Source organism: Streptococcus sp. 2020WUSS084 (assembly GCF_044427445.1).
GTDB lineage: Bacteria > Bacillota > Bacilli > Lactobacillales > Streptococcaceae > Streptococcus > Streptococcus suis.
Genome location: NZ_JAOTGC010000004.1, coordinates 1 through 24931 on the forward strand (window position 1 = coordinate 1; position 24931 = coordinate 24931).

At 41.0% G+C, this 24931-nt stretch carries 21 protein-coding genes; 6 read left to right on the forward strand and 15 right to left on the reverse strand.

Features of this window, described 5'->3' with window-relative positions; all coding sequences use genetic code 11:
• Positions 1-160: 160 nt before the first annotated feature.
• Positions 161-2164: a methionine--tRNA ligase gene (gene metG, locus ODU50_RS03270; RefSeq protein ID WP_105153182.1), complete on the reverse strand. Its 2004-nt coding sequence runs from the start codon at positions 2162-2164 to the stop codon at positions 161-163.
• A gap of 155 nt (positions 2165-2319) precedes the next feature.
• Here metG and ODU50_RS03275 point away from each other — a divergent pair, with 155 nt between their 5' ends.
• From ODU50_RS03275 to aroB, 5 genes are all read left to right on the forward strand, one after another.
• Entirely contained in the window at positions 2320-2913 is a 594-nt protein-coding gene (locus ODU50_RS03275; RefSeq protein ID WP_105153183.1) for a DUF1361 domain-containing protein, read from the forward strand.
• 299 nt (positions 2914-3212) lie between these two features.
• A complete protein-coding gene (locus ODU50_RS03280) occupies positions 3213-4250 on the forward strand; it encodes a 3-deoxy-7-phosphoheptulonate synthase (protein WP_105153184.1) in 1038 nt (345 codons plus the stop codon).
• 9 nt (positions 4251-4259) lie between these two features.
• Positions 4260-5285, forward strand: coding sequence for a 3-deoxy-7-phosphoheptulonate synthase (locus tag ODU50_RS03285; protein WP_012027207.1), 1026 nt, complete (start codon positions 4260-4262; stop codon positions 5283-5285).
• Positions 5286-5330: 45 nt separating this feature from the next.
• Positions 5331-6200: a shikimate dehydrogenase gene (locus ODU50_RS03290; RefSeq protein WP_105153185.1), complete on the forward strand. Its 870-nt coding sequence runs from the start codon at positions 5331-5333 to the stop codon at positions 6198-6200.
• Positions 6201-6212: 12 nt separating this feature from the next.
• Positions 6213-7280 carry a 3-dehydroquinate synthase gene (aroB, locus tag ODU50_RS03295; RefSeq protein ID WP_105153186.1) on the forward strand — a complete coding sequence of 356 codons (1068 nt, stop codon included), beginning with the start codon at positions 6213-6215 and terminating at the stop codon, positions 7278-7280.
• Between the two features lie 409 nt (positions 7281-7689).
• Here the strand turns inward: aroB and ODU50_RS03300 are convergent, their stop codons facing one another.
• The 11 genes from ODU50_RS03300 to ODU50_RS03350 form a co-directional block, all read right to left on the reverse strand.
• Positions 7690-8490 (reverse strand): ABC transporter ATP-binding protein, encoded by an 801-nt coding sequence (locus ODU50_RS03300; protein WP_044763604.1) that lies wholly within the window; start codon positions 8488-8490, stop codon positions 7690-7692.
• 9 nt (positions 8491-8499) lie between these two features.
• Positions 8500-9393 (reverse strand): ABC transporter permease, encoded by an 894-nt coding sequence (locus ODU50_RS03305; RefSeq protein ID WP_002940642.1) that lies wholly within the window; start codon positions 9391-9393, stop codon positions 8500-8502.
• A 54-nt stretch (positions 9394-9447) separates the two neighbouring features.
• Entirely contained in the window at positions 9448-10422 is a 975-nt protein-coding gene (locus ODU50_RS03310; RefSeq protein WP_105153187.1) for an ABC transporter substrate-binding protein, read from the reverse strand.
• Between the two features lie 23 nt (positions 10423-10445).
• Positions 10446-11405 carry an ABC transporter substrate-binding protein gene (locus ODU50_RS03315; protein ID WP_398581313.1) on the reverse strand — a complete coding sequence of 320 codons (960 nt, stop codon included), beginning with the start codon at positions 11403-11405 and terminating at the stop codon, positions 10446-10448.
• A 628-nt stretch (positions 11406-12033) separates the two neighbouring features.
• Complete coding sequence (lacD, locus tag ODU50_RS03320; RefSeq protein ID WP_105153188.1) at positions 12034-13035, reverse strand: tagatose-bisphosphate aldolase; 1002 nt, start codon at positions 13033-13035, stop codon at positions 12034-12036.
• A gap of 23 nt (positions 13036-13058) precedes the next feature.
• Complete coding sequence (gene nagA / locus ODU50_RS03325) at positions 13059-14204, reverse strand: N-acetylglucosamine-6-phosphate deacetylase (RefSeq protein ID WP_024395469.1); 1146 nt, start codon at positions 14202-14204, stop codon at positions 13059-13061.
• A gap of 261 nt (positions 14205-14465) precedes the next feature.
• A complete protein-coding gene (locus ODU50_RS03330; RefSeq protein ID WP_029180450.1) occupies positions 14466-14804 on the reverse strand; it encodes a YlbF/YmcA family competence regulator in 339 nt (112 codons plus the stop codon).
• 9 nt (positions 14805-14813) lie between these two features.
• On the reverse strand, positions 14814-15917 hold the full coding sequence (locus ODU50_RS03335; protein WP_398581314.1) for a prephenate dehydrogenase: 1104 nt from the start codon (positions 15915-15917) through the stop codon (positions 14814-14816).
• Positions 15918-15924: 7 nt separating this feature from the next.
• Positions 15925-17091, reverse strand: a complete 1167-nt coding sequence (gene aroC / locus ODU50_RS03340) for a chorismate synthase (protein WP_105153190.1) — start codon at positions 17089-17091, stop codon at positions 15925-15927.
• Between the two features lie 3 nt (positions 17092-17094).
• Positions 17095-17769, reverse strand: a complete 675-nt coding sequence (aroD, locus tag ODU50_RS03345) for a type I 3-dehydroquinate dehydratase (RefSeq protein WP_105153191.1) — start codon at positions 17767-17769, stop codon at positions 17095-17097.
• Positions 17766-18929 carry a class I SAM-dependent rRNA methyltransferase gene (locus ODU50_RS03350; RefSeq protein WP_398581315.1) on the reverse strand — a complete coding sequence of 388 codons (1164 nt, stop codon included), beginning with the start codon at positions 18927-18929 and terminating at the stop codon, positions 17766-17768. Before ODU50_RS03350 ends, aroD begins: the two co-directional genes overlap by 4 nt.
• 115 nt (positions 18930-19044) lie before the next feature.
• On the opposite strand from ODU50_RS03350, the gene ODU50_RS03355 reads away from it, so the two are divergent.
• Complete coding sequence (locus tag ODU50_RS03355; RefSeq protein ID WP_105153193.1) at positions 19045-21225, forward strand: LTA synthase family protein; 2181 nt, start codon at positions 19045-19047, stop codon at positions 21223-21225.
• 193 nt (positions 21226-21418) lie between these two features.
• Here the strand turns inward: ODU50_RS03355 and ODU50_RS03360 are convergent, their stop codons facing one another.
• From ODU50_RS03360 to rpmI, 3 genes are all read right to left on the reverse strand, one after another.
• The gene (locus ODU50_RS03360) at positions 21419-23923 is read right to left on the reverse strand and encodes a pneumococcal-type histidine triad protein (protein ID WP_398581316.1); all 2505 of its coding nucleotides are present in this window, start codon (positions 23921-23923) and stop codon (positions 21419-21421) included.
• Positions 23924-24302: 379 nt separating this feature from the next.
• Positions 24303-24662 (reverse strand): 50S ribosomal protein L20, encoded by a 360-nt coding sequence (gene rplT / locus ODU50_RS03365; RefSeq protein ID WP_012028296.1) that lies wholly within the window; start codon positions 24660-24662, stop codon positions 24303-24305.
• A 49-nt stretch (positions 24663-24711) separates the two neighbouring features.
• A complete protein-coding gene (rpmI, locus tag ODU50_RS03370; RefSeq protein WP_002940607.1) occupies positions 24712-24912 on the reverse strand; it encodes a 50S ribosomal protein L35 in 201 nt (66 codons plus the stop codon).
• Positions 24913-24931 lie beyond the last annotated feature (19 nt).

Consider the following 24931-nt stretch of genomic DNA (forward strand, 5'->3'; position numbering starts at 1 on the left):
AGAGTAGAACAATTTCTAGTTTCTCAGAGACAGACTTTGGACTTCTTTTGGACATAATAAAACTCCCTTTATAGTTTCTAGTGAAAATTTTTGTTTTTTCACTGTCCACTATAAGGGGAGTATATCAGTTGGTTAGGGTGTGCATTTTCAATGTTCTTTCTTACCCAATCTGACTGCCGTTTGGCACTGATGGGTCTACTGTTAAGAGTGTTAAATTATCACCATGTTCGGCTGAGAGGATCATGCCCTGGCTGAGCAAGCCCATCATCTTACGTGGCTTGAGGTTGGCAACGATTTGGACTTTCTTACCGACCAACTCCTGCTCATTTGGATAGTATTTGGCGATACCTGACAGGATTTGGCGGTCCTGACCGTCACCTGCGTCCAGACGGAACTTGAGCAACTTGTCAGAGCCCTCCACCTTGGCTACTTCTTTGACTTCGGCCACGCGGATTTCCACCTTGTCGAAGTCCTCGAACTTGATTGCAGCTTTCTCATTTTTGAGTTCAACGTCAGCCGGGTTCCACTCTTTTTCTTCCTCTTGGAAAATCGCAGAGCTACTACCCATTTGGGCTTGGATATAGGCGATTTCCTCTTCCATATCGAGTCGTGGGAAGATAGGCGTGCCTTTTGCGACCACTGTCAAACCAGCTGGAAGACCTGCAAAGTCAAGGTTTTCAAGGTCAAATGCAGTACCCAAACCAAGCTGTTCCATAATGGCATTAGACGTAGTCATCATAAATGGTTGAATGAGGTGCGCCACCACACGAAGACCTGCTGTCAAATGAGCCATAACCGCTGCCAACTTGTCGCGGTCAGCTTCTTCTTTTGCCAAGACCCACGGAGCTGTTTCATCGATGTACTTATTGGTACGGGAGATGATATTCCAAACAGCTTCCAAGGCGCGTGGGTAGTCAACAGCTTCCATATACTTGTGGTAGCTTGCCAAGTTGTCCGCTACTACTGCCGCCAAGTCTGCATCAAAATCAGTCACGTCAGCAACAAAGGTTGGCACCTGACCACCGAAATACTTGTTAATCATAGCAACCGTACGGTTGAGCAAGTTTCCAAGGTCATTAGCCAATTCATAGTTAATACGACCAACATAGTCTTCTGGTGTAAAGGTTCCGTCAGAGCCAACTGGCAGGCTACGCATGAGGTAGTAACGGAGCGGATCCAAGCCGAAACGCTCGACCAACATTTCTGGGTAGACCACATTACCCTTAGACTTGGACATCTTGCCGTCTTTCATGACAAACCAGCCGTGAGCAACCAAGCGATCTGGCAACTTCATATCCAACATCATGAGCATGATTGGCCAGTAAATGGAGTGGAAGCGAAGAATGTCCTTACCAACCATGTGGTAAACTGTGCCATTCCAGAACTTGTCATAGTTGGCTGTTTCTTCCTGACCATAACCCAAGGCAGTTGCGTAGTTGAGTAGGGCATCAATCCATACGTAAACAACGTGTTTAGGATTGGACGGAACAGGTACTCCCCAAGTAAATGATGTACGGGATACTGCTAAATCTTCCAAGCCTGGCTCGATGAAGTTTTTCATGATTTCATTGAGGCGGCCGTCTGGCTGGATAAAGTCTGGATGAGCATTGAAAAACTCGACCAATTTATCCTGATACTTGCTGAGGCGGAGGAAATAGGATTCTTCTGATACCCAGGCAACCTCGTGACCGCTCGGAGCGATACCACCTGTTACCTTGCCGTTTTCATCTCGGAAGACCTCTTCTAATTGGCTCTCGGTGAAAAATTCCTCGTCCGATACGGAGTACCAACCAGAATACTCTCCCAAGTAAATATCGTCCTGTGCCAGCAATTTTTCAAAAACAGCCGCCACCACTTCCTCGTGGTAATCATCAGTCGTGCGGATGAACTTGTCGTAAGAGATGTCTAGCAAGCTCCAGAGCTCCTTGACGCCAACCGCCATACCGTCAACGTAGGCTTGCGGTGTCAAACCAGCCTCTTTTGCCTTCTCCTCAATCTTCTGCCCGTGCTCATCAAGCCCTGTTAGATAGTAGACTTCATGCCCCATAAGGCGTTTGTAACGAGCCAAGACATCGCAGGCAATGGTCGTATAAGCTGAACCGATATGAAGTTTTCCAGACGGATAATAAATCGGTGTGGTGATATAAAACGGTGTTTTTGTCATGCTTTTTTCCTTTCAAATTCAGAGCAAATGAAACCCTGTTATTGACAACATCCTATTTTATCATATTTTCAGCTAAATCACAAAATGGTTCTAACTACAATTCTTCCTCTATCTATGCTATACTATGATACAACTCAAACAGAAAGAGGTCATCTATGTTTACAAAGAAAAATATTCTTACTCATCTCTTTTTCCTCATTATAGCAGTCGGACTAAAACGGTACGGTGTCACAGCACCTGACTTGACATGGAATATGTTCTTGGCATTGGTAGCACTTGATTTTGCAATCCTTACCAATCATACAAAGTACCATATCCTCAAAGTGATAGCAGGTCTCCTCTGGCTCTTTTTCTACCCCAATACTTTTTACATGGTGACAGACATCGTCCATATGCACTTTGCCAACACAGTACTATGGCAACGAGAAAGCATGATTCTATTTATGCTTTATGTCCCAAGTATTTTCTTTGGGGTCATGGCTGGCGTTGAAAGTGTACGACTTATTTTCTCTGCTTTTTCTATCAAATCCTACTGGCTAAAACTGTTTATGATTAGTGGTCTTTCCCTACTATCCAGCTTTGCCATTCATATCGGACGATATGCAAGACTGAATTCATGGGACATCTTTACCAGACCAACTGTCGTTATTGATGAAATGCTTGCTGTTATTTCGTGGGATGCCCTCCCCTTTATCCTCGGCTTCACCTTTATCCAAATTATGGTTCTTGTCTTTTCAATAAATGAATAAGATTTTTATCTCATAGCCATTATCTTCAAGCATCTTCCCACACTCAAGGACTATCGTTCCTTTTGGGAAGATTTTTCAAGGACATAAACAAACTTTTTTGATAAATTTATATCTTCTCCGTTTCTCTCCATTACATTTTTATCCAAAGTGTATGAGGCAAAAATCGTTAACCTATTGTAAGCAAAATTTCTTAAATTTCCTTTATATAAAATATTCAGAATTTACTGTAAATTTTACATAAAATCATAGATATTGATTTTAAATTCTTAAAAATAATGGTATAATTGAGGAATCTATAAATGAAAGAGGGAGATCTATTGTTTACACCAATCAGCGAAAAAATTGACATCAATCAAGTCCGAGAGCACTCTAAACTTTCTCCTGAAACACTTGCTAAAAAACAAGCTCGTGACCGTGAACTTGAAGCCATCTTAAAAGGAGAAGATGATCGTCTTCTCCTAGTGATTGGACCATGTTCATCTGACAATGAAGAGGCTGTCTTAGATTATGCTCACCGCTTGGCCAAGCTCCAAGAAGAAGTCAAAGATAAAATTTTCATGGTCATGCGCGTCTATACTGCCAAGCCACGTACCAATGGTGATGGTTATAAAGGACTCATACACCAACCAGATACAGATGCTGCACCAAGCCTCATCAACGGAATCAAAGCAGTTCGTAACCTCCACTATCGTGTCATTACGGAAACAGGTTTAACTACTGCTGACGAGATGCTCTATCCTGAAAACCTGCCTTTGGTTGATGACTTGGTTTCCTACATCGCTATCGGAGCTCGTTCGGTTGAAAATCAGCAGCACCGCTTTGTAGCGTCAGGCATCGATGTTCCAACAGGCTTGAAAAATCCAACATCTGGTAACCTCAAAGTCATGTTCAACGGTCTTTTTGCTGCTCAGAAGAAGCAATCCTTCCTCTTCAACAATACTGAAGTTGAAACATCTGGCAATCCACTTGCTCACGTTATTCTTCGTGGCGCAGTCAATGAAAATGGTAAATACCTACCAAACTATTACTATGACAATCTTCTAGAAACCATTGAGCTCTATGACCAATTTGGCTTGAAAAATCCATTTATTATTATCGATACCAACCATGACAATTCTGGGAAAAATTATTTGGAACAAATCCGTATCGTCCGTCAAACCTTAATCAACCGTGACTGGAACGAATCCATTCGTAACTACGTTCGCGGATTTATGATTGAATCCTACATTGAAGACGGTCGCCAAGACAATCCAGATGTCTATGGAAAATCCATCACAGACCCTTGCTTAGGCTGGAAAAAAACACAAGAACTCATCCGAGAAATTTACAACAGATAGGAAGATATTATGGGAATTCACAAACGTAGCACCAGTTTAGACATCGATAAAGTAAAGGAACTTTCCAAGTTAGAAGGAGAATTTCTAGCTGCAAAAAATCAGCGCGATGAAGAACTGAAAAGAATTATCCGAGGCGAAGATGACCGTCTACTCTTGGTTATCGGCCCTTGCTCATCAGATAATGAAGAGGCCGTTCTAGAGTATGCACGTCGTCTCTCTAAGCTTCAAGAGGAAGTCAAAGATAAAATCTTCATGGTCATGCGGGTTTACACAGCTAAACCACGTACCAATGGGGAAGGCTATAAAGGACTGGTTCATCAGCCAGATACTTCTAAATTACCAGACCTCATTAACGGAATTGCAGCCGTTCGTAATTTGCATTACCGTGTCATTACTGAGACCGGACTCACAACTGCTGATGAAATGCTCTACTCTGCCAACTACCCTCTTGTGGAAGACTTGGTGTCCTACCATGCTATCGGAGCACGTTCGGTTGAAGACCAAGAACACAGATTTGTTGCATCAGGTGTCGATATGCCAACTGGTATGAAAAACCCAACTTCTGGTAATTTGACCGTTATGTTCAATGGTATCTACGCCGCACAAAACAAACAGAACTTTATTTACCGCGACGCAGAAGTTGATACAGATGGCAACCCTCTAGCTCATGCTATCCTTCGTGGTGCCAATACTGAAAAGGGCGGTTATGAACCAAACTACTACTATGATATTCTCTTGAAAACCATCAAACAGTATGAACAATTTGGTCTTAAAAATCCATTTATCGTAATTGATACCAACCACGACAATTCTGGTAAAAATTACCTGGAACAAATCCGTATCGTCCGTCAGACCCTCATCAACCGTGATTGGAATGAAGCCATTCGCAAATATGTCCGTGGTTTCATGATTGAATCCTACTTGGAAGACGGCCGTCAAGATAGCCCTGAGGTATTCGGCAAATCCATTACCGATCCTTGCTTGGGTTGGGAAAAAACGGAAGCTCTAATTCGTGAAATCCATCAAACTGTCTAATTCTTTCCTTAATTTTTTATAGGATAAATAATTTGGAGGTAAGCTATGAACATTGATGGTTACACTCGTCTTGCTGCCGTTGTTGCAAAGCCAATCAAACACTCCATTTCCCCCTTCATTCATAATCTGGCTTTTAAGGAAACAGGTGTAAACGGTGTCTATGTCGCTTTGGAAATTCCAGAAGAGGATTTGGCTGCTACTCTTGAAAATATCAAACGCTACGATATGTTTGGCATCAATCTTTCCATGCCCTATAAACAAGCTGTCATTCCTTATCTAGATGATTTAACAGCCTCTGCACGCCTGATTGGCACTGTCAATACTGTCATTCATCAGAACGGCTTACTAATCGGTCATAATACCGATGGCATTGGATTCTTCAAAAGTTTAGAAAAACTAAGAGGATTCCAAGTACGCAACAAGCGACTGACCATTCTAGGTGGTGGTGGTGCTTCTACTGCTATCATAGCTCAGGCTGCATTGGATGGTGCAAAGGAAATTACCATTTTCTGCCGTCAACAAAGCTTGGAAAGAACACAGGCGAGTCTTACACCTATTGCTCAAGCAACTGGAGTTCCCATGAAGGTTCTAGCGCTTGAAGATAGCCAATTACTACAGGAACATATTACCAACTCCGACTTACTAGTCAACGGAACCAGTGTAGGCATGGATGGGTATTCTCAACCTGTTCCTTCTACCATTCGCTTTCCTGAAAATCTTTTGGTTGCAGATGTGATCTATCAACCATTCGAAACACCTTTAATGAAGCATGCCCAGTCACAAGGCAACCCAACTATCAATGGTTTGGGCATGCTCCTCTTTCAAGCAGCTGAAGCCTTCCAAGCCTGGACTGGTAAGGAAATGCCGACTGACTTGATTTGGGCCCAATTAGTCCAGAAATACGACATCAAATAGAGAGGAAATCTGATGAAACTGACCGTCAATCTTCCCAACACTCCCTACGACATCCTTATCCAAAGAGGAAGTTTATCACAGACAGGTACATGGGTCAAAGAACTTTGGAAACCTCAGAAAATCGCCATTATTACAGATGACCACGTTGGCTCACTCTACCGTGAAACAGTTCAGTCAAGCTTAGAACAAGCTGGTTTTGAAACCATTGTCTTTGAATTTCCAGAAGGTGAAGCCTCAAAAAATCTTGATACCGTCAATCAGGCCTACGAATTTCTCGTAAAAAATGGTATGACACGAAGTGATGGAATCATTGCTCTCGGCGGGGGAGTCGTTGGTGATTTGGCAGGTTTTGTCGCTTCTACCTATATGCGTGGTATCCATTTCCTACAAATCCCAACCAGCCTAACTGCCCAAGTTGATTCTTCTATCGGGGGAAAAACTGGCGTGAACACCCCATTTGCCAAAAATATGGTGGGGACCTTCTGCCAACCAGACGGCGTTCTCATCGACCCTGATACCCTAAAAACACTCGGCAAACGAGAATTGATTGAAGGAATGGGCGAGGTTGTCAAATATGGCTTAATAGATGATGTGGATCTCTGGGAAACCCTAGACCAATTAGACGGCTCTGTCGAGAGCATTCTGGAGCATGCTGACTATATCGTCTACCACTCCTGTGAAGTCAAACGCAAGATTGTTGTCGAAGATGAATTAGACAACGGTGTCAGACTCTACCTCAACTTCGGTCACACGATTGGACATGCTATTGAAGCGACCGCTGGCTACGGCCAGGTCATGCACGGTGAAGCTGTTGCTATCGGTATGGTACAAATCTCACGCGCAGCTGAGAAAAAAGGACTGATGCCAGCTGGTATGACAGAAAAGATTATCGCCATGTGTGAAAAATTCGGCTTGCCGACTACACACCAACCTTGGAATGAAGATGAATTATACGCCGCCCTAACTCACGATAAAAAAGCACGTGGCAAGACCATCAAACTCGTCATCGTCCCTCAATTGGGACAGGCTGCCATCCATCAAATTCCAATGGAAGAAATGCTAGAATTTCTACAAGTATAGTCTCTTAGTTTACTTTTAGTACTCGCTCCAACTATCTGGTAGATAGTTGGAGGTTGGAAATAGAGCGAACAAGGTTCGCATCAACCGTCGCAGGCATAACTCAATGCTTTCTTGTTTCTAGGTGACCAGCTGATGTACTTCGCTTTTTTGTTTTCAGGCTCAGGTACGAATAGTCCACTGGACTATTCGTATCCCCCAGATTGCTTGCACAGTTAATGGACTGTGCAAGGTGGGAGATAAAAGAGCGGAGTAAGTCGCTTTTGCAAAATCAGGCAAGGCGAGTTCAAACAATCCAGTAGAGTGTTTGAATTTGGAAAGTTTCCTCTTACGTCGAAGTAATAAAAGTCAACTAAATGGCGATATAAGAAAAATGACTACTGACTTGCATGAAATCAGTAGTCTTATTTTTTTATAAAATCATCTCATCGTCAGTTAGCTTTTCACCACTGTTTTTGTAGAAAAGGTCCATCAAGTTTTGAACGGTCAAGTTCTTCTTCTCTTCTCCTTCTACATCAACAACAATCTGACCACGGTGCAACATGACCAAACGATTACCATATTCAATGGCGTTTTCCATATTATGCGTAATCATCAGAGCTGTCAACTGGTGACTCTCGACAATCTTCTTAGTCAATTCCATGACCATATCGCTAGTTTTGGGATCAAGGGCTGCAGTGTGTTCGTCCAAGAGCAGAACTTTTGGTTTGACAAGCGAAGCCATCATCAATGTCAAGGCCTGACGTTGACCACCTGAAAGAAATTGCGTATCCACTTTCATACGCTCTTCCAAGCCCAAACCAAGTTCTTTTAAAGCTTCTTTGAAGATTGCACGTTCGCTGTCTTTCACACCCCAACCAAGACCACGTGACAATCCACGACGATAGGCAATAGCCATGTTTTCTTCAATGGTCAAGCGGGAAGCTGTTCCCATCTTAGGATCTTGGAAGACACGGCTGATGTCCTTAGAACGTTTGGCAGCTGAGACATGCTTAATGGATTTACCTTCAAGCAAAATATCGCCCGAATCAACCGTCAAGGCACCTGCAAGTGAGTTCATGAAAGTTGATTTACCAGCACCATTACCACCGATAATGGAGATAAAATCACCCTCTTTTACATCTAAGTTCAACCCACGAAGGACATGGTTCTCATTAACTGTTCCAGCTTCGAAGGTTTTATGAATATTTTGAATTGATAAAATTGTAGACATGACTTCCTCCTAAGCATTTCCATTCAATTTTGGACGACGAATATTCAATTTCTTCTGCAATTCTGGCACATAGAGAACGGTTGCCAGAAGGATAGCTGAGAAGAGTTTAACAAGGTCTGCATCCATACCTGGAATTTCCAAAATCGCTAAGATAATCAAACGGTAAACAACTGCACCGAGAACAACCGATAGGAGTCTCCAACCCAGGCGTAAGTTACGCAAGATAACTTCTGCAATAATGACAGATGCTAGACCGATAACAATGGTACCAGTACCTGAATTGAGATCTGCATAGCCATTATTCTGAGTAAGAAGAGCACCACAAAGGGCAATTAGACCATTCGACAACATATAGCCGTAGATTTTCATATTGTCTACATTGATACCATTGGCCTCACTCATTGGAATGTTATCCCCTGTTGAACGAATAGCTAGACCAATTTGTGTATTGAGCAAGAGCGTCAATAGGCCTACAACTGCTAGTACAAAGACCAGACCAATGACCAAAACAGCATTTGTTTTTGTCAAACCGAAATCCTGCAATTGGGTCACCAGTGTTTCTTGTTTGAGCAGGGCTACGTTGGCTTTGCCTAAGATTTTCAAGTTGATAGAGTAGAGACCTGTCAAGGTTACAATACCGGTCAAAAGGGCTGGAATTTTTAGTTTTGTATGAAGTAAACCAGAAATCAAGCCTGCACCCATACCAGCTACCATAGCCATAAAGGTTGCCAGTAAGGGATTCACTCCGTTCACAATCCCTGTCGCACAAACAGCAGCTCCAAGCGGATAAGACCCCTCAGCTGTCATATCAGCAATATCTAAAATACGAAACGTCAAGTAAACACCAATCGCCATAACTGACCAAAGCAAGCCTTGCGAGATACTTGATAAAATAATATCCACGATTTTCTCCTTTTTCTAAATTCGTAGTCAATACTAGGTTCTATCTTACCGATCTTATTCAGATACAGCAAGCTTAGAAGTATCGATACCTAATTTCTTAGCCATTTCTTCATTAACGTGAAGACTGACAGTCTCCGGGTATTCTACCGCTGTTTCTGACACATTGGCTCCTTCGATAATCTTAATAGCCATTTTTGCAGTTTGACGACCTAAAGCTTCATAGCTGGTACCGTAAGTCAAAAGACCTCCTTCATCCACCATGTCCGTTGAACCACCGATTACTGGAACCTTATGCTCCACAGATAATTCACCGATCATGGTCATGGTTGAAGCGACAGTATTGTCTGTTGGAATAAAGAGAGCATCTACATCCTTCATCAAACTTGTTGTCGCATCTTGCACTTCATTAGTCGAAGTGATTCCTTTTACCACTACCTTATAACCTGCTTTTTCTAGCAATTCCTTAGCTTGCTCTACCTGGACTTCTGAATTACGTTCGCTAGTAGTGTACAAAATACCAACTGTCTTAGCATCAGGAACAGCTTGTCCTAGCAACTCAACCTGTTTGTCAATTGGAGCTTGATCAGAAGTACCTGTCAAAAGTCCACCTGGTTTTTCAATGGATTCTACCAAGTCAGCTGACAAGGGATCTGTAACCGCAGTAAAGACAATCGGCGTTTCAGTAGACACAGTCGCTAAACTCTGGGCAGACGGCGTAGCGATTGCCAAGACAATATCATTTCCATCGATTAATTGTTCTGAAATGGTTTGAAGGTTAGCTTGATCGCCTTGGGCATTTTGATAATCCAAAACCAATTTTTCACCCTCTTTATAGCCATTTGCTTCTAATTCCGCCACAAAACCTTCACGGGCAGCTGTCAATGATTCATGCTCCATATATTGGAGAACTCCAACTTTGACCACATCTGAGGAAGCTTGTTCTGATGATGAGGAACAAGCTGCAAGTGTTAGCAAACCCATACTTGCTACTGAAATAGTTGCCAATTTTTTTACTAGCTTATAATACATAAACGTTTCTTCTCCTAAATATTTTACTCTTCTAATGCTTTTATATTTGCTGCATCAATACCAACAGCTTTAGCCATTTCTTCATTGACGGTAATAGCCGCTGTATTTGGTTTTGCAACTGCTAAGTCAGCTGGCTTTTCACCCTTCAAAATCTTCACGGCCAATTCACCAGCTTGAACACCGATAGCATGGTAGTCGACACCGTAGGTAAATAGAGCTGCGTCAATAACTGCCGCGTCACTTCCCATAGCTGGAACTTTTGCTTCTTTTAAAATATCACCGATTGTTGAAGCTGTAGAGGCAACTGTGTTATCAGTTGGAAGATAGATAGCATCGACTTTTCCTGCAAGTGAAGTAATAGCTTGCTGAACATCGTTTGTAGTCGTAACTGTTGTCACTTCTACCTTTACACCTTTTGCTTCGAGTGCTTTTTTAGCCTGCTCAGCTTGAACTTCTGAGTTTACCTCGCTAGAATTGTAGAAAATACCGACAGTCTTCGCAGTTGGTACAACTTTGAGCAACATCTCGATTTGACCTTCCACATCAGTTGCATCAGTCGATCCCGTCATGGTCCCACCTGGTTTTTCCAATGATTCAACCAAACCTGCTTCAACTGGATCTGTGACAGCTGTGAATACACTTGATGTTTCACTATCTGCATTAAGCATGGCTTGGGCTGCCGGTGTTGCGATGGCAAAGTTAAGATCATTTTTTCCTGCCAATTTCTCAACCATTGTCTGTAAGTTTGCTTGATCACCTTGGGCATTTTGCAAATCAATCGTCAGATTTTCACCTTCCTTGTAGCCTGCTTCTTCGAGTGCCTCTACAAAGCCTTCACGAGCTGAGGTCAATGCTTCATGTTCAGCATATTGAATAATACCAACATTGACCGAACTTGAATCTGACGAATTGGAACTGCATGCAACAAGCGTTACTGCTGACAAAAGTGCCACTGAACTAAGTATAATTTTTTTAAATCCCATGATTATTCTCCTTTTATAAATATAATTGCAAACAAGAAAGGACCGCTTAGACTACACTCTAAACGGTCCTTATATTTCATCTGTATAGGAAAACAGAATGAATTATCCGTGCCATCTAGATGTATCATCTATGGGCACATGTCAAAATAGCTACAGCCACATAGATACAAACTTTACGTTCCCGTGTTTGCATCCATGTTTACCATGTCTACAAACACTATCTAAAATAGCCGTAGAAATAAGTATGATTAGCTGAATGATTTTGACACATTTGTAACATCTCTGTTTCCCTTTCTCAATTATTTGTAACTATCATAACTGTTTTCAAATTATTTGTCAATAGGAAATTGCGTAAATTTTCAGATTTTTCAAATTTTTTCGAACTTTTCTAAAAATAAACCCCTATATTATTAGCTATAAAACGATCTGTCAACAGCCGCAGCTATAACACAATGCTTTCTTGTTTCTGGGATTGCTTGCAGAGTAAATGGACTGTTAAGGCGGGAGATATAAGAGCGGAGTGCAACATCAAGTCAACAACGACTGATTTTGATTTTCGAAGGGTATAAATGACTATATTTGATGTCACAAAAAAGTCTGAACCTAAGCCCAGACCCTACTAAAACAATTATTTTACTTCAACTTTTTCAGTCCAAGGACATGCTGTAGTTGCTAGAACCTCGTTGAGTTCTTCAACGTTGCGGCGACCTTGATCTGCCAACCAAGCTTTGGCTGCTTCTTCACCCTCGCTTGCAAAGATGGCTACTGCATCCTTCCAAGTCGCCCGACCACAAAGGACACCATTAAAGCTTGAACCTGCTTCTTTGGCAAAGACAAGTGTTTCTTGGAAGAGTTTAGCAGACACACCTGCACTCAAATAGATGAATGGCAAGTGGGTACTGTCTGTTTGTTCCTTGAAGAAGGCCTTGGCTTCCTCAACTGTGTAGACTGGCTCTTCATCCGTGTAACCTTCTACAAAGTTCATATTGACAGGCACTTCAACCTTGAGCACGTCGGCATTATAACGTGACTTGCTAAATTCACGCATAGCGCCATTGACCTTGTGTGGTTTGAGGGCTGCGTATTCACGAGAAGTCACATCCATATCGCTGGCATCGTAAGTCAAGATTTCGACAAAGTAAGGAATATCTTCTGCGATACACTCACTACCAATACGTTCTACCCAGGCATGCTTAATGTCGTTGATTTCTGGCTTGTCATCTACATCATAGTAAAGCAAGATTTTTACGGCATCTGCACCCAATTCCTTGATGCGTTTGGCTGACCAGTTTGGCAAAAGGTCTGGCAAACGACCTGGTGTGGACGCATCGTAACCTGTTTTTTCATAACCAGCAATGAAGCCACAATCTGCATGACGCAATTCTGAAGCTGGAACACCATACTCAGCATCCAAGAGGATAGAGCTTGCATAAGGGGTCAAATCACTTGAGATGACTTTCTTGAAGTCAATCAAAATGTCATCTCCAAATTCGCCACCACCTGCTGCAGCAGCAAGCAAGCGTTTCAAAGCCCCCCGTTGGTCAATCGCCAAGGCAGCAATCACCTGATTGCTGTTTGACAAGCGGGTCATGTGATTGAATTTAGCCTGAGAAAGTTGTAATTTTGTCATTAGTTTCCTCCTAAGGAATTTTATTAACCAAATCGTTTCACGCCATCTAGATAGGTCGCTTGTAAGCGTCCTGCATCATCTACGACGATAAAGTCTGCAGCTCGACCTTCTGCAATCCGACCGCAAATATGGTCAATATTGACAGAGCGAGCTGGTGCCAGAGAAGCCATACGAAGGGCATCAGGTAGGGACACCAAGCCCCATTTCACAACATTCTGCACTGCTTCGATCAATTCTAAGATGGAACCTGCCAAACTACCACTTTCTTTTAAACGAGCAGTTCCATCTTTTACAACAACTTCAAATTCACCGAGGCGGGACTCCCCTTCCCCCATACCGCCAGCTCGCATACAGTCCGTAATCAAAACAGTTTCCTCTGCTCCACGTGCTTTGACCACGATTTCTGCCGCAGCTGGATGAACATGGTGTCCATCACAAATCATTTCCGCATAGACATTTTTTAAATTCAAAGCAGCCCCGACCATACCTGGTTCACGGTGATGAAGCCCACTCATCCCATTGTAAACATGGACGAAGATATTGGCACCAGCTTCTACTGCCGCTTCCGCTTGCGCATAGGTCGCATCGCTGTGAGCCAAGGCAGTATGAATTGCCTTGCTGTTAGCAAACTCGATGAATTCTTTGACGCCTTCACGTTCTGGAGCAATAGCAATTTTATTGACTAAACCTTTAGATAAGCTGTGCCAGTTGTCCAACTTTTCAATGGATGGATCGCTCATGTACTTAGGATTTTGTGCTCCCTTGTATTTTTCTGTAAAGAAGGGACCTTCTAAGAAAATACCTTGAATCTTGGCGCCTGTTTCCTGCCCTGCATAGGTCCCAATCGTTTCACAAACTGCATCTAAATTTTCAGTCGTATCCGTTAAGGTCGTTGGAAGCCAAGAGGTTACCCCACAAGACAAGAGACCTTCTGAAATTACCTTGATCCCTTCAAAATCATTGTCCATAACATCGTGAGAAGCGTAGCCGTGGATATGTGTATCAACTAGCCCTGGTGCTAAATGAAAGTCAGAATAATCAACAATCTCCCCTTCAGGCTTTTCAGTCACAATCCGTCCAAACTGACCCTTGTCAGTAATTTCCAAATAGGCTGATTCGACCTCACTCTCTGGTAAAATAATAGATTTTGCTTTTATAAATACTGTCATATTATCTCCTTTGTTGATATATATATTTATCAAACTGGTTATAACCATATACTAAATATATTGTAGAACTTCTATTAGAAAATGTCAAGTAATTACCATAACTTTATAAGAAATGGATGCTGGAGAAGGTAGAAAAAAGAGTTCTTACTCCCCAAAGTACCGTTTCTGAATCTGTACTTGGAGATAAGAACTCTACGTAAGCAGCGTATACTAGGCGTCAATCCATGACCTAACACCCTGCTCCTATCAAATATAAATATATTACAACAATTCGTTGAGAGGCTTAAAGATGATACGTTCCAAATCAGCTACATAAGTTCCCAACTGTTGTTGCTTGCTGAAATATTCCGTCAAAAGTGGATTTCCCTGAACTTTCTTGTTGAAATCCAACATTTTCTTTTGGTCAGCTTCAGTAGGAATTTCACCAGCCTGCAATTTAGATTGGATTTCTTTTTGGAAAGAAATATAACTTTCCAATATTTCTTTGGCTTCTGAATTCTCCTCAACTGAGACCTTAACGGCTTCCACCGCCTTATATTCAGGAAGGTTACGGATTGCACGTTCCAATTCATTTGCTATATCATAGATATTTGTTGACATATTTTTCTCCTAATCTAAATGGATTTTGTAAGTCGTCTGCTCTCTTAAACGTTTCGCAGCGTCTTCCAAATTTCCCTTGTTTTTAAACGTGATTTGTAAAATACCGTGTATATCTTCACGGTTCTCTTCATTGATACGAATATTGACAATGGAAATACCCCGTAAGACTTCCAAAACCTTCAAAATCGTATCTTCCTCATCAGGAACACTAAGGAATAAATCGTAGAAAGAATCAACACCTGCACGCTTGTGAATTTCCATGGCTTTACGAGTTTGACGTCCCTTATCAAAAAAGTCCCAAATTGCTTTTTGATCGCCAGATCTGAGAACATCTGAAATTTCTGAGAGACGTGCTTGAAATTCCTCGATTCGATTTAGAATAGAATCTGCATTGGTTAGCAAAATGTTAGTCCACATGCTCGGCTCACTTTCCGCAATCCGTGTCATATCTCTAAATCCTCCAGCTGCAAAATTATTCGTAAAGGGATGATCTTGGGCATACTCACCAGCTTGATGCATCAAACTAGAAGCCAATACGTGTGGAAAATGTGAAATTTGACTGGTCACACGGTCATGTTCTGCCGCATCAATCTGAACAAAACGTGCCCCCGTTCCAGATAACAAGTCTGTCAATCGGGGAACCGCATCCTGCTTGGTAGCCTGACACGGTGTCATAATGTAGTAAGCATTCTCAAATAGATGGAGATCTGCTGCACTGGCACCAGATTTATGACTACCTGCCATAGGGTGTCCACCGATAAAATTAATTTGTCTTGGCGCCAAATGTTCCTCAGCAGCAACCACAATTGCAGACTTCGTTGAACCTGCATCTGTAATCAAGACCGTATCCTTCAATTCAAGGGCACTAAATTCTTTAATCAAACGCAAAGAAACTTGAATTGGAACACAAAGAAGAATCACATCAGCCTGCTTTACTACACCCTCCATTTCTGTTGATACCTCATCAACCATCCCCTTGCCCAAGGCAATTTGGCATGATTGTTCGTTAGGATCAAAGCCAATGAGGTGATAGTCAGGATGGTCTTTGCGAATACAGAGCGCAAGTGAACTTCCAATCAACCCTAGACCTACAATTAAAATCGTTTTTTTCATTAATTACCTAGAAATTTTTGACATAGTCGCGATGACTGGCTACTGCAGCTTTCAATTCCTCCATATTATCGGAAGAGAACTTCTCTAGGATTTCTGTCGCTAGAGTTGTAGCTACGACTGATTCCATGACTACACCAGCTGCTGGGAGAGCCGTTGGATCTGAACGCTCCACAGTAGCTTTATAAGGCTCATGAGTGTCAATGTCAACCGACATCAATGGATTATAGAGGGTCGGAATTGGTTTCATAACACCACGAATGATTAGGGCCTCGCCATTGGTCATACCACCTTCGAAACCACCTAGATTATTGGTTCGGCGTGTATATCCTTTTTCTTGGGACCAGAGAATTTCGTCCATGACTTGGCTCCCTTTGAGATAGCCAGCTTGGAAGCCTACTCCAAATTCTACTCCCTTAAAAGCATTGATTGAAACAACAGCCTGCGCTAATTTTGCATCTAACTTTTTATCCCATTGCACATATGACCCCAAGCCAGCTGGAACTCCTCCAACAACAGTCTCAATCACTCCGCCAATAGTATCTCCATCTCGCTTGATTTGATCAATATAGGCTTTGATTTCTTCTTCACGCTCTTGGTTGACAATGGATACTTCTGACTGGGCTGCACGCTCTTTGATTTCTGCTACGCTTAAACCATCTGGGACATCAATTTCCTTCCCTCCGAAAACGACTACATGGTTAGCAATTTCAATATCCAACTCAGCCAAAATCCGTTTGGCAACCGCACCAACAGCCACACGCATAGTTGTCTCACGCGCACTAGAACGCTCCAAGGAATTACGCAAATCATCAAAGCGATATTTCATACCACCAACTAGGTCAGCATGTCCTGGTCGTGGATGTTTGATACGACGCTTACTTTTGAGTTTCTCTTCGATATCCTCAACTGCCATAATATCCAACCATTTTTGATGGTCTTTGTTGGTCACATTCAATGTAATCGGGGCACCGGTTGTCTTACCGTGACGAACACCAGCTGTAATCTCTACGCGATCTGTTTCAATCTGCATCCGACTACCACGACCGTATCCACCTTGGCGCCGTTTTAACTCTTCATTAATATCCTCGGCTGTTAAAGGAAGACCCGCTGGAACTCCCTCAATAATGGCTGTTAGACGTGGTCCATGAGACTCGCCAGCTGTTAAATAACGCATAACTTAATTCTCCAAAATTTCCAGAAACTTACGAGTATTGCTTAAAGACATTTGTCCTGGTGCAGATGTTTCATCTAAGCTGGCAAAAGTCCAGCAGGAGCCTGTAATCACACCTGCAATACGTGTTAACTTCCCTAGTTCACCCATAGCGATTGTCGCAAATGTCTGCTCGGTGTTCAGCGATTTAAAACCACGAGTATAATTCATAACATCTAGGACATCCTGCTCTGTCTTAGCCATTACAGCCATTTTAACAACAGCTGGTGACAGGCTAGTCAGTTCAGACATGATTTCCATATAATTAGACGGTGTTTCCTCAAAATTATGATAACTCAACACAAGATTAGGAAACTCCAACATCTGCTCAAAAACCGACTTATAAGAATAATATTCAAAATCAATGTAATCTGGCTGATAAAGCGCTGCAACTTCTTTGATTAAATTGACATATTCTTGATCGTCCAAATCCAAGTGGCCACCTTCACGTGTTGTCCGAATAGTGAAAACCACTTCCTTACCATTACATTTTTCAAATATAGCAGGTGCTACTCTTAAAATATCATCTTTCGGAAGGTAGTCTGCTCGCCATTCAACAATATCTGCCTCTGCTAGACGTTCTACATCAATGGCCTCTACCTCTTCCAGATTTCTAGGCATAATAGGAACTACTATTTTCATTTATCTACCTGTATCGTAAAGACCTTTAGGTAATTACTACTTTCATCATTTTTATTGATTACAAAATCGACTGGCAAGCGATAACTTGCCTCATAACGGTGTTTTCTAACACCAAAACCTTTTTCAATCTGCCTCTTAAATTTTTCAACAGAAACATTTGCGGCGTTGGTCGAAGCGATAATAGTTCCACCTGTATTTAGTATTTCCAAAGATTGAGAAATCAACTTGTGATAATCTTTGGCTACTGAAAAGGTTTGTTTCTTATTTCGTGCAAAGCTTGGCGGATCCAAGACAATCACATCATAAGTCAAGCCTTTACGTTTGGCATATTTGAAATATTCAAATACATCCATTACCACAAAGTGATGATTATCTAACTCTAAACTATTAACCTTAAAGTGAGCTTTAGAAAGTTCTCGCGAGCGTTTGGCTAAGTCAACAGAAGTCGTTTCCCCTGCTCCGCCCATGGCAGCAGCAATAGAAAATGCTGCCGTATACGAAAACATGTTCAAAAGTGACTTGCCTGCCGCCAGGCCATCCACCAAGGAACCACGTACCTCATGCTGATCCAAAAAGATTCCCGTCATCAGACCATCATTCATAAAAACCTGATAGTGAACTCCATTTTCCAACACAGTGAAATACTCAGGGGCTTCTTCTCCATAAAGATGAGCAGACTCAAAGGCCAAACCTTTAAAACGAATCTTCTCATAAGCTCCTCTTACTTCTGGAAATACCTGTTGAAATGCAGCAACAATAATCTCTTTGACAGAATAAATAAAGGTATTATACCATGAAAAAACTGCGTATTCATCATACAAGTCAACCGTCATTCCACCAAAACTATCTCCATCTTGATTAAATAAACGAAAAGCGTTCGTCATCTCAGATTGATAAAAATGTTGACGTTTCTGTTTAGCCTCCACGAATAATTTAACAAAAAAATCCTTGGTCAAGTCTTGATTGCTTCTACTAAACAGCCAGCCTATCCCCTTATTCTGTTTGGACAAATAAGCCTGACCTAAATAGGTTCCAGACTCTGAATACAAAACAGCCAGCCTGTCTTCATCAAATGAAAAACCTGAAAAATCAGCGCTATCCAAGAGTTGAATCCCTCTGTTTATTTTCTGTTCTGCAATACGGTTTACCTTTATTTTCATAGAATTATTATAACATGTTTCTTCATATATGCCAAAAAAACTCTAAACTTTGAGGCTTATTTTAAAATTATGGTATAATGAACTAAACTTTTAGAAAGGACCATGAGGTTTTATTGTGAAAAAACTAATTGACTACGTCAAGAAGAGCGGACAAACTCGACTTGGTTTCGTCTTGATTTTGCTAATCATTTACTGGCTCAAAACACTCTGGGCCTACTATGTTGATTTCAACTTAGATACACAAGGGTTTTTCCAAAATTTTATTGCTGTTATGAATCCTCTACCAGTCGGGATTTTATTACTCGGTCTCTCGCTTTATATAAAGAATACAAAAGTCTTCTATAGCGTAGCGATGATCATTTACATTATTCTTTCCGCCTGGCTCTTTTCAAATGCAGTCTATTATAGAGAATTTTCCGATTATATTTCCATCTCTACTATAATGGCTACCTCTAGTGTATCTGCTGGATTAGGGGAAGCAGCTCTTAAGTTATTTAGGCTATGGGATATTGTCTATTTTATTGATTTTATCATTTTTGGAATCCTAGTCTATCGTAAACTACTCCGGTGGGATAAAAAGACATTTCATAAAAAATCTAGCTTTGCTATTACAGCACTATCAGTCATGCTTTTCTCCATCAACCTCTTTTTAGCAGAAATTGATAGACCAGAGCTACTTACGAGAGGATTTTCTAATACTTATATCGTCAGAGCCCTTGGTTTACCTGCTTTCCTTGGTTACAATGCTAATCAAACCTACAATGCCCACAAGAATCGTTCTGGAGCAAAATCTACAGATTTGGAGCCTGTGAAACAATATATTGCAGAACATTATGCTCAACCGAATGACAACTACTTCGGTATTGCCAAAGGGCGAAATGTTATCTATCTCCACCTAGAAAGCTTACAACAATTTGTTATTGACTATAAGTTGAACGTCAACGGTGTCGAGCACGAAGTCACACCTTTCCTCAATTCTCTGTATCATTCTAGCTCTACTCTCGCCTTTTCCAATTTCTTTAACCAAGTTAAGGCAGGTAAGACCTCTGATGCCGAAACCATGATTGAAACCTCTCTTTTTGGCCTCAATCAAGGCTCTTTCATGGTCCAATACGGTGGAAGCAATACCCAACAAGCTGCACCATATATTCTCTCTCAAAATGGAGGATATACATCTGCTGTATTCCACGGTAATGCAGCCAGTTTCTGGAATAGGAACAACACCTATAAACAGTGGGGCTACAATTACTTCTTTGATCAATCCTACTTCTCTAAAGCCACTGCTGAAAATTCATTCCAATACGGTCTGAATGATAAAATCATGTTCGCCGACTCTATCCAATATCTTGAACATTTGCAGCAACCCTTCTATACCAAATTTATCACGGTTTCCAACCATTACCCCTATACAACCAGCTTGATTGGGGATGAAATCGGCTTTCCATTAGCCAATACAGATGATGAAACCATTAATGGCTATTTCGCTACTGCCAACTATCTCGATGCGTCCATAAAGGCATTTTTCGATTACTTAAAAGCGACTGGCTTGTACGAAAACTCCGTCATCGTTCTCTATGGTGATCACTATGGAATTTCTAATTCACGTAATCCTGACTTGGCACCGTTGATTGGAAAAGATTCGCAGACTTGGTCAGATTTTGACAATGCCATGATGCAACGTGTCCCTTATATGATTGTTGTACCTGGAATGACCAACGGTGGAATTTTTGATACCTATGGTGGTGAGATTGACGCACTTCCTACTCTCGAACATCTTTTAGGAATCAAATCCGATAACTATCTCCAAGTTGGTCAAGACCTGCTTTCCAGCCAACACAGCCAAATTGTGGCTCTTCGAACCGCTGGAAGTTTTATTACACCAAAATACACTAGCTACGAAGGTAAAATCTATTATACAGAAACTGGTCTTGAAATTACAAATCCAGATGAGACAACTCAGAAAGAAATTGATGCAATTAAAGAAGCTACTGTAGCACAACTGGCGACTAGCGATGCCATTCAAACTGGTGATCTTATCCGGTTCTTCGACAATGGATTGTCAGCCTTGGATCCAAGCCAATATAACTACCTTGACTCATTGGCTGCCGAGATTGCACTAGAGAATAAACTTGGCAAACAATCAACAAGTTTGTATAGTACAAACGGCAATAAGTCGACAATTGACCTATTTAAAGCACCAAGCTACCTAGAACTTCATGGTAGTACAACAACTACTAGCACACCAAATACTGGTACAAGCACTAGCTCAACAAGTACCAGTTCAAATTCACGGTAATACACTAAAAGGCTTAGAATCATGTCAGTTACTACATTGATTCTAAGCCTTTTTATACTCAATGAAAATCAAAAACAGGCTAGGCGACGCAGATGCAGATAGAACTGAAGTTCATCAAATCAAGTCAACAACGTCTGATTTTGATTTTCGAAGAGTATTAGACCACTATTTCAAATCACTCATCTCTATTCCATCAAGGAAATATAGAATCCTCACTAGGCTCTTCCTCTGTTGATGATTTTTTAGGGATATCTATGGGAGCAGCAGTACTACTTTCAATTGCTTTTATATCTTCTGTTGTAATTTCAGCTTCTGTTACAGTTTCTACATCTGTCGCTTCTGGACTAGGTGTCAACAAATCATTTAACCAGCTATCTGCGTTCCCTTCTCCATTAGGGACATTTGGAGTATTCGGCAATGGATTCCCAGGCAACCAAGTATCACCTGGCTCAACTGTCCCATCTTTGCTATCACTTTCAACTTTATCGAAATGAATATCGTAGACAGTATCTTCCAAAATAGGTGTATCCCATGCTACATTTGGAATAACAGGTTTTGTATAATCTCGTTTATAACCTGTATCACTCTTCAAAGATGGCGGAAAAATTCCAGCTTGGTTTAGTGTTAACCCTTTTCTAACAAGGTAAACAACTGTTTTACTAGTTCCCAAATGTGTCTGAAGTTGACCGCCTTCACCTGCTCGAAATGCGAGGGCTACATAATTCTTTGGATCATGCCAATAGTAATTTGGATGTCTACTTGGGTCATTGATGTCCGTTGGATTATCCGTATTATTAGCAATGTAAGGTCCTATACGAGGAGCCGTTGTCCCAAATGCTGCCAAGCTCGTTGTGGCACTAACATAATCTGTATCTTTTTCTCCACCAGTAATAACTGTCCTAAACTCAATGAACTCATAATCTTTGCTTGGAACCGGTTCTGGTACAACAAGCCCCTGCTCCTTAGCTTGTTTCCAAGTTAAGTCAGATTTCACAAAGTATATGAACCCTGCTCGAATCTCACCATTTAATTTTAAACGACCATTGGCTATCGCACTATATTTAACAGGTACATAGTCTGATAGATCAATATTTGAAACATCATCACTTGGAGTGTAAATATTTTTGGTTGGCTTACGATAAACATTATCAAAATCAGCATAAAAACTTTGATGTTCTCTTGCCATCTTGCCAGACTTTGGCAAAGTAGCATTCCAACCATTAAAGACACGTCCCTTTTGTTGAAGGGTCTGCGGATAGGCGATATTCAAATCCTCCCAATTTAAATCTTTACGAACCAAATAATAAACTCTCTTCGTTTTTTTACCATTAACGACAAAATCACCAAAATCACTATTTGTACTGAATGTTACTAGAATGAAATTTTTAATATCCTGAAGACCTTCCGGATGATACTTTTGATGGACACCATTACGTGTTAAATTTTCTGTCGAACCTTCTGTATAAAAAGGTCCATATACTGATTGTTTCTCAACAGCAAGATTTACCGTTTCGGTCTTAACATCACGCTCAGGATCATCTGGCAAACTAGGATCAATTTTATAAACGTGCGCATGGTCTCCATGGCGTACACTCATATAGTTCCCATCAATTGTAATGTCCTCACGTTTTACTTTAAAACGCTCCATGTACTGTTTAATGAGACGTTCTTTTCTCTGTTCAAGAGTTTCTCCATCCTTTTGTTTAAGAATACGATCTTCCGGACTTTCAAACGGCTTCGTTGTATCAATTTCCTTTAATAAAACAATATGTGTGTGATCTCCATGCGGATACTCTAATCCAATTTGACCGTCAACGATGACTTTCTTAAAACGTGATGGCTCTAAATTCAGTTCTTTTGCTAAGTAGTCCAATTTGGTTTGATACTCAGTATTTTCTACCTCAGGTTGTGCCTTCTTATCCGATTCAACATTTGGTTTATACTGATTCACAAGATAAGACCATTTACTCCTTTTCAATGTTTCAAAATGAATAAGATGCAAATGTTTCCCATGCCTTACTAGAATCCCGGTTTCCGTTACACCGCTGATATTTTGCCCATCAAACAAGAAACCGTCACTCGTTTGAAAATCAATCCCCGGAATCCCTTCCTGTTGGTGAACGATAGGAAGAGTTGGCGATTGACGACTATCAGAGGTCAATTGTCTGTGTGTCGTGCCACCTAAGCTTGATTTTAAAATATAGTGATAATGATCCCCATGCCGAACAGTATAGCCATTGGCATCCTCTGCGACAATATCTTTAGGATCAAAAACGTATTCATCTTCGATCTGTTTCGAGCCTGACGATAATTGACTTCTCTTAGGTTGAGAAGAATGATTTTTTTCTTGATAGTTTTCAGGAATTAAATAAGCCCATTTTGTATTCTTTAAATCTGAATAAAAGAAAAAGTGCTTATGATCGCCATGATTGACAATAATTCCTAAATCAGTTTTTTCCTCAATTTGTGACTCATCAGTGAGTAAAAAACCATCATCCGTCGCCTTATCAATCCCTGGAACTTCCTTTTTCGAATCTGAAGGAATCTCTTTTGATTGCTTTGATTGCGATGTTTCTATGCTTGTTGTTTTTTGATGGTTCGATTGCTCTCTATAGTTAGACGCTTGATAAGTAACCAATGCTACAGCACAAATAAGCGATACTCCTGCTACATAAAGCAAAGTCTTACCTTGTTTCATATCTATGTTTCTCTCCTTATTTACCATTATTATATTACCGACATGATAAATGTAATCAACTATTGTAAAATAGCATCACCACATCCACTTATTATAGTCTTTTAGTTTACTTTTATTACTAGCTTCAAAGGTTCGGGGAATCTTTGAAGGGCGGAAATGAAACAAACGAAGTTTGTGTCAACAGCCGCAGGCATAACTGAAGTTAGGCAAGGCGAGTTGATGAAGTAACAAAAGAAAAACTAAATGACGATAAAGTTAAAACCGTCGATTTATTTACTAGTTAAGTATATCACTCATATCGAAATTTAGCAAGTAGTGAGCTACTTTCCAAAAATAAAGAACCTGGTTCATCACTACCAAGTTCTTTACATTTTTATACTTATTTAGCAAGTTTTGCTTTAGCAGCATCTGCAAGAGCTGTGAAAGCTGCTGCATCGTTCACTGCCAAGTCAGCAAGCATTTTGCGGTTTACTTCGATTTCGGCCAATTTCAAACCGTGCATCAATTGTGAGTATGACAAACCGTTCATACGAGCAGCCGCATTGATACGAGTGATCCACAATTTACGGAAATCACGTTTTTTCTGACGGCGGTCACGGTATGCATAGTAGTAAGAGTTCATGACTTGTTCTTTCGCAGTGCGGAACAAGAGATGTTTAGCTCCGTAGTAACCTTTAGCTAATTTTAAAATACGTTTACGGCGTTTACGAGAAACAACGCCACCTTTAACACGTGCCATTTAATTTTCCTCCAAATAATTCAAATAATAAGTAGTGCTATATCAGTGCTTAGCGCATTTGAGTAAGCATTGACTTGATACGCTTGAAGTCACCTGAATGTACCATACCTGCTTTACGAAGGTGACGACGTTGTTTTTTAGTTTTACCGTGGAAACGGTGTGAAGTATAAGCGCGGAAGCGTTTCAATCCACCAGAACCTGTACGTTTGAAACGTTTAGCTGATGCGCGGTGAGTTTTTTGTTTTGGCATGTTAATTCTCCTTTTGCTT